The organism is Actinoplanes sp. CA-131856, from assembly GCF_050956135.1.
Taxonomy (GTDB): domain Bacteria; phylum Actinomycetota; class Actinomycetes; order Mycobacteriales; family Micromonosporaceae; genus Actinoplanes.
The window spans coordinates 8,159,956-8,172,309 of the sequence record NZ_CP191849.1 but is presented as its reverse complement, the minus strand read 5'-3'; the positions used below and the strand labels follow the sequence as shown (position 1 = coordinate 8,172,309).

The 12,354-nt window shown below is 69.8% G+C and carries 12 protein-coding genes; 9 read left to right on the top strand and 3 right to left on the bottom strand.

The window, feature by feature from the left end; all coding sequences use genetic code 11:
* Positions 1 to 38: 38 nt before the first annotated feature.
* Positions 39 to 575 (bottom strand): hypothetical protein, encoded by a 537-nt coding sequence (locus ACQP2X_RS37395; RefSeq protein ID WP_498690027.1) that lies wholly within the window; start codon positions 573 to 575, stop codon positions 39 to 41.
* Positions 576 to 681: 106 nt separating this feature from the next.
* Here ACQP2X_RS37395 and ruvC point away from each other — a divergent pair, with 106 nt between their 5' ends.
* From ruvC to ACQP2X_RS37355, 8 genes are all read left to right on the top strand, one after another.
* Positions 682 to 1,236: a crossover junction endodeoxyribonuclease RuvC gene (gene ruvC, locus ACQP2X_RS37390; RefSeq protein ID WP_498701136.1), complete on the top strand. Its 555-nt coding sequence runs from the start codon at positions 682 to 684 to the stop codon at positions 1,234 to 1,236.
* The gene (gene ruvA, locus ACQP2X_RS37385; RefSeq protein ID WP_498690025.1) at positions 1,233 to 1,832 is read left to right on the top strand and encodes a Holliday junction branch migration protein RuvA; all 600 of its coding nucleotides are present in this window, start codon (positions 1,233 to 1,235) and stop codon (positions 1,830 to 1,832) included. Before ruvC ends, ruvA begins: the two co-directional genes overlap by 4 nt.
* On the top strand, positions 1,829 to 2,860 hold the full coding sequence (gene ruvB, locus ACQP2X_RS37380; RefSeq protein ID WP_498690023.1) for a Holliday junction branch migration DNA helicase RuvB: 1,032 nt from the start codon (positions 1,829 to 1,831) through the stop codon (positions 2,858 to 2,860). The genes ruvA and ruvB overlap by 4 nt, the downstream gene beginning before the upstream one ends.
* A gap of 149 nt (positions 2,861 to 3,009) precedes the next feature.
* The gene (gene yajC / locus ACQP2X_RS37375) at positions 3,010 to 3,396 is read left to right on the top strand and encodes a preprotein translocase subunit YajC (RefSeq protein WP_498690022.1); all 387 of its coding nucleotides are present in this window, start codon (positions 3,010 to 3,012) and stop codon (positions 3,394 to 3,396) included.
* 120 nt (positions 3,397 to 3,516) lie between these two features.
* Complete coding sequence (gene secD / locus ACQP2X_RS37370) at positions 3,517 to 5,397, top strand: protein translocase subunit SecD (protein WP_498701134.1); 1,881 nt, start codon at positions 3,517 to 3,519, stop codon at positions 5,395 to 5,397.
* A 1-nt stretch (position 5,398) separates the two neighbouring features.
* On the top strand, positions 5,399 to 6,589 hold the full coding sequence (gene secF / locus ACQP2X_RS37365) for a protein translocase subunit SecF (RefSeq protein WP_498690019.1): 1,191 nt from the start codon (positions 5,399 to 5,401) through the stop codon (positions 6,587 to 6,589).
* A 65-nt stretch (positions 6,590 to 6,654) separates the two neighbouring features.
* Positions 6,655 to 7,194 carry an adenine phosphoribosyltransferase gene (locus ACQP2X_RS37360; protein ID WP_498690017.1) on the top strand — a complete coding sequence of 180 codons (540 nt, stop codon included), beginning with the start codon at positions 6,655 to 6,657 and terminating at the stop codon, positions 7,192 to 7,194.
* A gap of 105 nt (positions 7,195 to 7,299) precedes the next feature.
* Positions 7,300 to 9,741 (top strand): RelA/SpoT family protein, encoded by a 2,442-nt coding sequence (locus ACQP2X_RS37355; RefSeq protein WP_498690016.1) that lies wholly within the window; start codon positions 7,300 to 7,302, stop codon positions 9,739 to 9,741.
* Between the two features lie 41 nt (positions 9,742 to 9,782).
* On the opposite strand, the gene ACQP2X_RS37350 is transcribed toward ACQP2X_RS37355, so the two are convergent.
* Both ACQP2X_RS37350 and ACQP2X_RS37345 read right to left on the bottom strand, forming a co-directional pair.
* Positions 9,783 to 10,616 (bottom strand): peptidylprolyl isomerase, encoded by an 834-nt coding sequence (locus tag ACQP2X_RS37350; protein WP_498690014.1) that lies wholly within the window; start codon positions 10,614 to 10,616, stop codon positions 9,783 to 9,785.
* Positions 10,617 to 10,648: 32 nt separating this feature from the next.
* Complete coding sequence (locus ACQP2X_RS37345) at positions 10,649 to 11,515, bottom strand: peptidylprolyl isomerase (protein ID WP_498690011.1); 867 nt, start codon at positions 11,513 to 11,515, stop codon at positions 10,649 to 10,651.
* 131 nt (positions 11,516 to 11,646) lie between these two features.
* On the opposite strand from ACQP2X_RS37345, the gene ACQP2X_RS37340 reads away from it, so the two are divergent.
* Positions 11,647 to 12,345, top strand: a complete 699-nt coding sequence (locus tag ACQP2X_RS37340) for an MBL fold metallo-hydrolase (protein WP_498690010.1) — start codon at positions 11,647 to 11,649, stop codon at positions 12,343 to 12,345.
* The last annotated feature ends 9 nt before the right edge of the window (positions 12,346 to 12,354 follow it).

Below are 12,354 nucleotides of genomic sequence, written 5' to 3'. Positions count from 1 at the left end.
ATGGCAATGGGCCGGTTCGTTCGTGGGTCGGCCCCTTGTCAGTAGTCGGTGGAGATGCTCGTCATGAATTGGATCATCGCGGCTATGAGGAGGATGCCGCCGACTATCAGGCGGCCGGCCCGGTGCCAAAGTTGGCGGCGGTAGGCCTGGACCCACGCTATGCCGGCGTCGGCGGTCGCCTCCACGCCTGAGCGGTGGGTGTCGGGGAGCACGTCGGCCTTGCGCAGGGCCAATGACGCTGTGGGGCCGTTGCGGCGGTACAGGGACGCGGGTGGCGCGAGCACCCGTACGTCGACCTCGTAGATCTGCTCATCCCGCCACTGCTTCGTGCGGCTGGCCAGGCGGTGGGTCATGTAGTCGGCGGCCGCTTGCGGGTGGCCCAGCAGGCGGCGGCGCCAGATCAGGCGGCGCCAATGGCAGGCCACGTCGGCCAGGACGTCCATGTAGAGGTGGGCGGCCTCGGGGTCGCCGCCGACCAGACGATGGGTCTCGCGGCGCAGGTCGTTGACGTGCAGGGCGACGAACGTGACGTAGTCGGGTGGCGGCTCGTCGTCCATGGGCGGCACGAGATACATGGGCTCACCCCCTCCCCGCCCATCGTCGGGGCGTGTCGCTGCCGGGCGCAAGAGGGGGCCGTACTAGGGTGTCGAACACACGTACGTGAGGCAGGGGAGGTCCATGGTGCGCGTGCTCGGCATCGACCCGGGGCTCACACGCTGCGGAGTCGGTGTCGTCGAGGGCGTGCCGGGGCGTCCGTGCAAGCTGGTCGCCTACTACGTGGTCTACTCCGAGCCCGACGACGACATCTCCCTGCGGCTGCTTCATCTCGACCAGTCGCTCGGTGAGCTCGTCGCCGAGCACAAGCCCGACAGTGTGGCCGTCGAGCGGGTGTTCTCGCAGCACAACGCGCGGACCGTCATGGGCACGGCGCAGGCCAGTGGGGTCGCGATCCTGGCCGGGGCCCGGGCCGGGCTGCCCGTCGAGACGTACACGCCGAGCGAGGTCAAAGCGGCCGTGACCGGCTCCGGCACCGCCGGCAAGGCTCAGGTCACCGCCATGGTCACGCGGCTGCTCAGCCTCGACGCGCCGCCCAAGCCGGCCGACGCCGCCGACTCGCTCGCCATCGCCATCTGCCACATCTGGCGTGGCGGCACCCGGGCCCGTATTCAAGCGGCAACGATCGCCGCTCAGCGAAAGATCGACGCCGCCAGGAAAGCAGGGGGAACTCGCAGATGATCGCCAGCGTGCGGGGGGTCGTGGCCGCGATCGCGGCCGACAGCGCCGTCATCGAGGTCGGCGGGGTCGGCCTGCAGCTGCAGTGCGCGCCGGGGACCCTGGCCGGGCTCAAGACGGGAGCCGAGGCGCGCCTCGCCGCCAGCATGGTGGTGCGGGAAGACTCGCTGACCCTCTACGGGTTCGCCGACGACGACGAGAAGCACCTGTTCGAGCTGCTCCAGACGGCCAGCGGCGTCGGGCCCCGGCTGGCGCAGGCCGTGCTGGCCGTGCACTCGCCCGAGACCGTGCGCCGCGCCCTCGCCGGCGGCGATCTGGCCACGCTGACCCGGGTGCCGGGCATCGGCAAGAAGGGCGCCGAGCGCATGGTGCTCGAGCTGCGCGACAAGATCGGCCCGATGGCCATGGCCGGCGACACCGCGGGCATGCTCAACGGGGCCTGGCAGGAGCAGGTGCGCCAGGGCGTGCTCGCGCTCGGCTGGTCGGCCGCCCAGGCCGATCAGGCCGTGGCCGCGCTGGCCGAGACGATCGACGGTGAGGTCCCGCCCGTTCCGCAGCTGCTGCGCCAGGCGATCAGGCTGCTGGGCAAGACCCGATGAGCGATCTCGTCTCGGCCGACGCGGGCGACGAGGACCTCGACGCCGAGGCCAGCGTCCGCCCGCGCCGGCTCGCCGAGTTCATCGCCCAGCACCGGGTCCGCGACCAGCTCGACCTGCTGCTCAAGGGCGCCATGGGCCGCGGCGCTCCGCCCGACCACATCCTGCTCTCGGGCCCGCCCGGTCTGGGTAAGACCACGCTGGCCAACATCGTCGCGGCCGAGCTGGGCACGAGCATCCGCACGACCAGCGGGCCGGTGATCGAGCGCAGCGGCGACCTGGCCGCGATCCTCACCAGCCTCGGTCCCGGTGACGTGCTGTTCATCGACGAGATCCACCGCATCGCGAAGCCGGCCGAGGAACTGCTCTACAGCGCGATGGAGGACTTCCGGGTCGACGTCGTGGTCGGCAAGGGTCCGGGCGCCACCGCGATCCCGCTCGACGTCGAGCCGTTCACCCTGGTCGGCGCGACCACCCGGGCCGGGCTGCTGTCCGGGCCGATGCGTGACCGGTTCGGTTTCGTCGCCCACCTCGACTTCTACTCACCGGCCGATCTGGACGCCCTGCTGCACCGCTCGGCCCGCATCCTCGGCGTGCCGATCACCGACGAGGGCGCGGCCGAGATCGCCGGCCGGTCGCGCGGCACGCCGCGTATCGCAAACCGTCTCCTTCGGCGCGTTCGGGACTTCGCCGAGGTGCGCGCGGATGGGGTGGTGACTGAATCCACAGCCCGCGCCGCGCTCAAGGTGTACGACGTGGATGAGCTGGGCCTGGACCGTCTCGACCGGGCCGTGTTGCGGGCGCTCATCGAGTCTTTCCGCGGCGGGCCGGTCGGTTTGTCCACCTTGGCGGTAGCGGTCGGCGAGCAGTCTGACACCGTTGAGGAGGTGTGCGAGCCTTTCCTGGTGCGGGCCGGGCTCCTGGCCCGCACGCCGAGGGGCCGGGTGGCCACCGAGGCGGGCTGGGTGCACCTGGGAAAGACGCCGCCGTCGGGCGTGATCCAAGGGGATTTGTTCGCACGGGACGCGTGAAATCCCCTCGTAATGCGAACGTGATGTGTGCCGCATTCGGACTTCCCAGGTTGACCGATTAGACTCGCCGCCGTTCCAACCCGGGATGTGTTTATCGCCCCGGTCACGCGCGCGGGCGCGTCGCCGGCGGCCTACGGAAGGCTTTTTTGGTGATTCAGGCAGCCGAGGCATCGGGTGGTGGCAGCTTCACGCCGCTGCTTCTCATCGTCCTCCTCTTCGCCGTCATGTACTTCCTGATGATCCGGCCGCAGCAGAAGCGCCGCCGCGAGGCTCAGCAGATGCAGAATGCGCTGGGGCCGGGCGACCGGATCGTGACGATCGGTGGCCTGCACGGCACCGTGGTCTCGGTCGACGACGACGTCGTCAACCTGGAGATCGCCGACGGGGTCGAGGTGCAGTTCGCTCGCCCGGCCATCGCCCGCGTCGTCTCACAGGCCGGCACGCCGGTCGAGACCGACGTGGTCGAGGAGACCCCCGAGCCCGCCGTCGAGGAGCCGGTCGCCGACCCGATCGTCGACACGCGTAAAAAGGACTGACAGTTCCACCCCGGCGGGCCGGTCCAGATGGGCCGGTCCGTCAGGCCGCGCGCGGCCACCAGAACCGGACATTAAGACACAGGGAGACCGAAAGCCGTGGCACGACCACCACAGGGGCAGATGCATCCCGGACGGCAGCTAGCCGTGCTCGGCTTCATCTTCGTCGTTCTGTATCTGCTGGTCTTCTTCGCGGGTGGCGCGAGTGGCAGCTTCACCGACCGGTTGCACCCGAAACTGGGTCTCGACCTGGTCGGTGGCACGCAGGCCACCTACATCGCCTCCGTCCAGGGCGGCCAGGTGCCGTCCAAGGAGAGCATGGAGCAGGCCCGCGAGATCATCGACCAGCGGGTGAACGCGCTCGGCGTCTCCGAGGCCGAGGTGGTCATCCAGGGTGACCGCAACATCGTGGTCTCCCTCGCCGGCAAGGCCGACGACCAGCTCAAGGACCTGTCGCAGGCCGCGCAGATGCGTTTCCGCCTGGTGATCGGCGCGACCGGCGACGTGTCGACGGTGGCGCTGAACCCGCCGACGGCGACGCCGAGCGCGGCCGCCAGCCCGTCGGGCAGCGCGAAGCCGTCGACGTCGTCGTCCGCCAAGCCGTCGACCGCCACCAGCGCCCCCGCGGTGTCGAGCAGCGCGCCGACCGGTGGCCAGGGCGGCGGCGAGGTCGTCAAGGCCCCGACGCCGACGCCGACCCCGTCGGCTTCCGCGAGCCCGAGCGCCCCCGCGGCGCCGCCGGCCACCGCCGACGAGAAGGCCCTGCTGGCCGAGGTCCAGAAGAAGGTGGGCGCCACCGTCTGGGCCGCCGCGAGCAAGCTGACCGCCCCGGTCGACCTGAGCACCGACCCGAACGCCGGCAAGCAGTACGCCCCGTTCGCCAAGCTCAGCGGCGACGAGGTCAACGTCCTCACCCCGCAGATGCAGATGTACGTCCCGACGGTCGGCTGCACCCAGCTCGACGCGCGCCCCAACGGCGCCATCGACGCGGTCACCAAGCAGGTCGTGGCCTGCTACAACGGCGGCAAGATCCTGATGGACCAGGCCAAGGTCGTCGGTGACGACATCTCCAAGGCCAGCCCGCAGCTCGACCAGCAGACCGGCCAGTGGGTCGTCTCCCTCGACTTCAAGAGCGAGGGCTCGACCAAGTGGGCCGCGCTGACCCGCCAGGCCTTCGAGGCCACCTCGGACGCTCCCTGCTACACCGCCGCCACGGCGATGTACGGCTCGATCGAGCACTGCGCGGTCGCCGTCGTCCTCGACAAGTCGGTCATCTCGGCCCCGCAGATCCAGGGCGTGCTCACCGGCACCTCGCAGATCACCGGCCAGTTCAACGCGAGCAGCTCCAAGGAGCTCGCCGACCAGCTGAACTTCGGCGCGCTGCCGGTCACCTTCACCTCGGGCCCGGCCCAGACCGTCTCGGCCACCCTGGGCACCCAGCAGCTGCAGGCCGGTCTGATCGCGGCCGCGATCGGCATGGGCCTGGTCGCCATCTACGCGTTCTTCTACTACCGCCTGCTCGGCTCGGTCATCTTCCTGAGCCTGATGCTCTCGGGTCTGCTCACCTTCGGCGCCCTGGTCTTCCTGGGCCGTACGGTCGGCTTCACCCTGACGCTGGCCGGCATCGCCGGCTTCATCGTCTCGCTAGGTGTCGCGGCCGACTCGTTCGTCATCTACTTCGAACGCTTGAAGGACGAGATCCACGAGGGCCGCAGCCCGCGCAGCGCGGTGCCACGGGCCTGGGCCCGCGCCCGCCGTACGATCATCTCGGCGAACACGATCACGATCCTCGCCGCCGTGGTGCTGTACATCGTCTCGGTCGGCGCGGTGCAGGGCTTCGCCTTCGCGCTCGGCATCTCGACGGTGCTCGACCTGGTCGTGGTGTTCCTCTTCCGTCACCCGATCATGACGATGTTCGCCAGCACCAAGGCGTTCCTCTCGCCGCGCGTGAGTGGTCTCGGCCGCGTGCTGCGCCGCGCTCCGACCGACGTCAAGGAGGCCTGACATGGCCAGCCAAGGTCTTGCCGCCCGGCTCTACGCGGGCGAGGCGAATGTCAACATCATCGGCCGCCGGAAGCTGTGGTTCATCATCGCGGCCGCGCTCGTGCTGATCTCCATCGGCAGCATCGCGATCCGCGGCTTCCACCTGGGCATCGAGTTCGCCGGCGGCACGTCGTTCAGCGTCCCGGCCACGAACGGCAGCACGACCTACACCCAGGACGAGGTGTCCGACGCGGTCGAGCGGGCCATCAAGTCGGTCGACCCGGCGGCCGAGGTCGTCTCGTCGCAGACGCTCGGCAGCACCGGCGGCGGCAGCGACACCTACACCGTGCGGGCCACCACGCTGACTGCGGCGCAGGCCGAGGAGGCCAAGACCGCGCTGGTCACCGACCTCAAGCTCGACGCCACGAAGGTCAGTGACGACCAGGTCTCGGCGGCCTGGGGCGGGCAGGTGACCAGGCAGGCCCTGCTCGGTCTGATCATCTTCCTGATCGTCGTCATGATCTACCTGATCATCCGGTTCGAGTGGCGCATGGCGGCGGCGGCCGTCTCCTCGCTCCTGCTCGACCTGATCTTCACGGCCGGCGTCTACTCGCTGGTCGGCTTCGAGGTGACGCCCTCGACGGTGGTCGGCTTCCTGACGATTCTGGGTTATTCGCTGTACGACGTGGTGGTCGTCTTCGACAAGGTGCAGGAGAACACCCGCGGCATCACCGCGAGCAGCATCCGCACCTACAACGAGGCGGCCAACCTGGCGGTCAACCAGACCCTGATGCGCTCGATCAACACCGGTCTGGTCGCCCTGCTGCCCGTCGGCGGCCTGCTGTTCATCGGCGCCGGCCTGCTCGGCGCGGGCACGCTCAAGGACCTCGGCCTGGTGCTGTTCGTGGGCATGGGCTTCGGCGTCCTCGCCTCGATCATGTTCGCGGCGCCGCTGCTGACCGCGTTCAAGGACCGCGAGCCGAAGATCAAGGCGCACACCGCCCGGGTCCTGGCCCGGCGGGCGCAGGGCAAGTCGGGCGACGTGGCCCGCGGCGAGCGCGTCGGCCGGCAGTCGAACCTGACCGAGTCGGACGAGGCCCCGGCCCTGGCCTCCTCGGCCCCGCGGCCGGGCGCCCGGCCCACGGCCAAGCGCGGCACCGGCTCGAACACGAACCGGGGACCGGGCAACCGGCCCGGCGGCAAGCGCCGCTGAAGCGTTCGACAGAGAAAAGGGCGGCCCGATCGGGCCGCCCTTTTCGTTGTGAAAGGCTTGCGCGCGTGACAGACCAGCACACCGACCTGGCCGCCATCGTCGAGAGCGGCACCGTCGACGTGCCCGACTTCCCCAAGCCGGGCGTCGTCTTCAAGGACCTCATGCCGCTGTTCGCGGACGGGCCGGCGTTCCGTCAGGTGATCGACGGCATCATCGCCCACCACGGCGAGGGCTCCTTCGACGTCGTGGCCGGCGTCGAGGCCCGCGGTTTCGTCGTGGCCGCCGCCATCGCGTACGCGACCGGCACCGGCGTGGTGCCGGTGCGCAAGGCGGGGAAGCTGCCGCGCAAGGCCCTGTCGGCCTCGTACGAGCTCGAATACGGCGAAGCCACCCTCGAGGTGCACGAGGACGCTTTCATCGCCGGACAGCGCGTTCTGGTGGTCGACGACGTGCTCGCCACCGGTGGCACGGCGGCCGCGGCGCTCGACCTGGTGGAGCGGGCCGGTGGCACGGTCGCCGGCTTCACGGTGCTGATGGAGCTGGGCTTCCTCAAGGGCCGGGAGCGGCTCAGTCCCCGTACGGTCCACGCGCTCCTGACCGTCTGATTCTTTCTTCGGGTTCGGCCGGGTTATCGGGGAAGAGCGTGCGGGTAGGATGGCGTTCCTAACCAGGTGAACCAACCCACTATCGACGAGGGTGTGAGGAGGCCGGTGTCCAGCGACGTCGCCCCTCCGGCGGAGGGCACGGTGCAGCCGACCGAGAACACACGGACCGGTGCGGACGCTACGGCGCCCGCGGCCGAAACGCGGCCTGAGGGTCCCCGGCCGGCCGTTCCCGCGGCCGACCTCGAGGAGACTCAGCCGCTGGCTCCCGGTGAGGAGAGGTTCGGCCTGGCCAGCGCCCCCACCGGGCGCCGCGTCCGGGCCCGTCTCGCGCGCTTCAACGCGCCGTGGCAGAGCACGCAGGTCAGCGAGGTCCTCGAGCCGCTGATCGCGACCCACCGGGCCAGCCACCCCAAGGCCGACGGGCGCATGCTCCAGCGCGCCTTCGACGTGGCCGCGCGGTGGCACTCGGGTCAGTACCGCAAGTCCGGTGACCCCTACATCACCCACCCGCTCGCGGTGGCCACCATCCTGGCCAACCTCGGCATGGACACGACCACGCTGGTCGCGGCCCTGCTGCACGACACGATCGAGGACACCGACTACTCGCTCGAGCAGATGCGGTCCGACTTCGGGGCCGAGGTGGCGCTGCTGGTCGACGGCGTGACCAAGCTCGACCGGGTGAAACTGGGCGACGCGGCCAAGGCCGAGACGATCCGCAAGATGGTCGTGGCCATGGCCAAGGACCCGCGGGTGCTGGTCATCAAGCTGGCCGACCGGCTGCACAACATGCGCACCCTGACCTTCCTGCCCCGCCCCAAGCAGGAGCAGAAGGCCAAGGAGACGCTCGAGATCCTGGCCCCGCTGGCCCACCGCCTCGGCATGAACACGATCAAGTGGGAGCTCGAGGACCTCGCCTTCGGCACGCTGTTCCCCAAGCGGTTCGAAGAGATCAACCGCCTCATCGGTGAGCACCAGCCGCAGCGTGAGGCGCTGCTGCGCCAGGTGACCAACCGGGTCTCGCTCGATCTGAAATCCGCGAAGATCAAGGCCGAGACCACCGGCCGGCCGAAGCACCTCTACTCGATCTATCAGAAGATGATCGTGCGGGGCCGCGACTTCAACGACATCTACGACCTGGTCGGCGTGCGCATCCTGGTCGACACGGTCCGCGACTGCTACGCCGCGCTGGGCGTCATCCACGCGAACTGGCAGCCGGTGCCGGGCCGGTTCAAGGACTACATCGCGATGCCGAAATTCAACATGTACCAGTCGTTGCACACGACGGTCATCGGCCCGACCGGCAAGCCGGTCGAGATGCAGATCCGCACCTTCGCCATGCACCGCACGGCCGAGTTCGGCATCGCCGCCCACTGGAAATACAAGGAGCAGAAGGGCGCGACGATCGTCGGCCCGCCGGCGCACATCGACGAGATGACCTGGCTGCGGCAGCTGCTCGACTGGCAGCGCGAGGCCAGCGACCCGTCGGAGTTCCTCGACGCGCTCCGGTTCGACCTGTCGAGCCAGGAGGTGTACGTCTTCACGCCCAAGGGCGACGTCATCCCGCTGCCGACGGGTTCGACGCCTGTCGACTTCGCGTACGCGGTGCACACCGAGGTCGGGCACAAGTGCATCGGCGCCCGGGTCAACGGCAAGCTCGTGCCGCTCGAGTCGACGCTGTCCAACGGCGACGTGATCGAGATCTTCACGTCGAAGTCGTCGAACGCCGGCCCCACGCAGGACTGGCTGGGCTTCGTCAAGAGCCCCCGGGCGCGGACGAAGATCCGGCAGTACTTCAACAAGGAGCGCCGCGAGGAAGCGATCGAGGTCGGCAAGGAGGCGATCGTCAAGGCGATGCGCAAGCAGGGCCTGCCCCTGCAGCGCATGCTGACGAACGAGAACCTGACGACCATCGCCCGCGACCTGCACCTGCCCGACGTGGCGTCGCTGTACGCGGCGATCGGGGAGAACACGGTCTCCGCCCAGTCGGTCGTGCAGAAACTCGTCGCCGGCTTCGGCGGGGAGGAGGGCGCGGTCGAGGACATCGCCGAGACCGCCGTCGCGACCCGCCCGCCGCGCAACCGCAGCACGGCCCAGGACCCGGGCGTGGTGGTCAAGGGCGTCAGCGACGTGTGGGTCAAGCTGGCCCGCTGCTGCACCCCGGTGCCGGGCGACGCCGTCTTCGGCTTCGTCACCCGCTCGGGCGGTGTCAGCGTCCACCGCGAGGACTGCGCCAACGCGGCCGACCTGCGCGAGCAGGAGGAGCGCGTGGTCGAGGTGACCTGGAAACCGACCAGCGCGTCGACGTTCCTGGTCGCCATCCAGGTCGAGGCGCTCGACCGGCACAAGCTGCTGGCCGACGTGACCCGGGTGCTGTCCGAGGAGCGGGTGAACATCCTGTCGGCCACGGTCACCACGACCCGCGACCGGGTGGCGGTCAGCCGCTTCACGTTCGAGATGGCCGACCCGAAACACCTCGGCCATCTGGTCGCCGCCGTCCGTAAGGTCGACGGGGTCTTCGACGCTTACCGCGTCACTTCCGGAGCATAAGAAAAGGGGCGGCGCCGAAGCGCCGCCCCTTAAAACACCGGTCAGGCCGCAGCCATCGTCAGCGACTTGATGTCGATCTCCTTCTTGGGGTGGCCGCCGCCGGCCGACTCCTTGAAGGCGCCGTCGTCACCGGCCTTGACCACGCCCTTGACCACGTCGAGGCCCGAGGTGATCGTGCCCAGCAGCGTGTAGTTCGCCGACAGCTGGGTGTCCTCGGAGACGATGAAGAACTGGCTGCCCGTGCTGCCCGGCTGGCCGGTGTTCGCCATCGCGATCGAACCCGCGGGGTACGGGTTCGTGGTGTCGGTCGGCAGGTTCTCCTCGGCCATGGTGTAGCTCGGGCCGCCCTGGCCGTCGGTCTCGCGATATCCCTTGCCGGTGGCGAACGGGTCGCCGCACTGGAGCACGCGGAACTTGTCCTCGTTGACGAGGCGGTGGCACTTGGTGTTGTCCCAGAACTTCTTGGACGCGAGGAACTCGAAGCTGGCCGCCGTGCAGGGGACCTTGGACTTGTCCACGTCGGCCTTGATCGTGCCGAGGTTGGTCTCGATGGTCAGCACGTCCTTGCCCGTGTTGGGCGCGGTAGCGGCCGGGGTGCCGACGTCCTTGGTCTTGCCGCCACCGGCGTCCGGCGTCCAGGTGCAGGCGACCTGGCCGGCCGGGACGCCGGCCGCGTTGCTGGTGCTCTTCTTGTCGTCCTTGTTGAGCTGGGTGACGATGAGCACCCCGGCGCCGGCGATCAGCACGACCGCGATCGCCGAGCCGATGATGGCCTGACGCTGCCGGCGCTTGCGGGCTGCCGCGGCACGCTCGGACATCTCCTTCTCGAGCCGGGCCCGCGCCGCCGCGCGCTGCCGGTCCTTGATCGACGACACGGTGTTCCTCCTGCTGTGATCGGCCTAGGGGATTAAGACTGAGTGCTTGCCGACGGCGACGCGGGCGTGGCCGCAGCCCCGTCGCCGACAGTCAGGCTCTTGATGGTGATCTTCGACTTCGGCTTCACCTTGTCGCCGGCCGCGTTGGCCACGGTCGGGATCTTGCTCATCTTCGTCACGGTGTCGAGGCCGCCGGCCACGGTGCCGACGATCGAGAACTCGGCCGTGGCCGGGCTGTAGTCCTTGGCGAAGATGAGGAACTGGCTGCCGTTGGTGCCCGGCGGGTCGCCGATCAGGGCCACGGTGCCCTTCGGGTAGAGCGGCGTCTTCGCCGCCGTGCCGGTGGAGGCGGAGGGGGCGGGCTCGGGGGCGGCCGGCACGTTCTCGTTGTAGACGCTGTACGTCGGGCCGCCCTGGCCGGTGCCGCTGGGGTCGCCGCAGCGGATCGCCCCGTACGAGGTGATCTCGTGGCAGTCGGTGTTGTCGTAGAACTGCTTGCTCGCCAGGAACGCCAGGTCCTCCGCGCCGCAGGGCGAGAGCGTGTTGTCGAGACTGACCGTGATCGGGTCGCCCTGGTTGGTGCTGATCGTCATGGTCCGCGTGCCGGAGGTCGGGATGCCCGTGGTGGGCGGGGTGCCGACTTCCTTGAGGTTGGTGTTGGCCGTGGCGCTCTGCGGCGTCCACGCGCAGATGTCCTCGGCGGCCGCGGTCTCGGTGTCGTCGGAGTCGAACGCCCCGCCGGCCCAGGCGATGCCGGCGACGATGAGCAGGACCGCCGCACCGGCCCCGACGCCCGCGAGCATGCGGCGACGGCGGCGCTCCTTCACGGCTTGCCGGGCCATCTGCCGATCGAGCTTCGCCCGCGCCAGCTTGCGCTGCCGGTCCCTGCTGGATGCCACCGAAACCTGTCCTTCCTACGACCCTTGTCACACGCCCGCAAGAGTGTACGGGTACCTCCTGAGAAAGTGGTGTGCGACCGCCGGGCTACTCTCGTTACGATTTCGCTCTAATCCGTGAGAGAGGGGCCGTTGTGCTCGTCACCGGCTTTCCGGCCGATGCCTTCGGCACCAATTGCTATGTCGTGGCGACCGCCCCCGGCGAGCAATGCCTGATCGTCGATCCGGGCATCGGCGTCCTCGACCGCCTCGACGAGGTGCTGGCCGAGCACCGGCTGCACCCGGCGGCGGTGCTGCTCACCCACGGCCACCTCGACCACACCTTCTCCGTCGCGCCGGTGTGCGGCGCGCGCGGCATCACGGCGTACGTGCACCCGGCCGACCTGGAGATGCTGGCCGACCCGGCCAAGGGCCTCAGCATGGACCTCACCCAGCTGTTCGGCGGCCGCATCGAATATTCGGAGCCCGAGGACGTGGCCGAGCTGACCGACGGCGCCACGCTGTCGCTCGCCGGCCTCGAGGTGACCGTCGACCACGCACCGGGCCATACCGGCGGGTCGGTGCTCTTCCGGCTGCCCGGCGCGGGCTCCACGTGGGACGCAGAGCAGGTCTGCCTCTCCGGGGACGTCCTTTTCGCCGGCTCGATCGGGCGCACCGACCTGCCGGGCGGCAGCACCGAGACGATGCTGACCAGCCTGCGGGACAAGATCCTGCCGCTGGCCGACGACACCGTCGTCCTGCCCGGCCACGGACCGGCCACGACCATCGGCCGCGAGCGCGCCCAGAACCCGTACCTGAGGGAACTGGTTGACGCGCCGAGCCGTGGTCTCTGAAGACTTTTT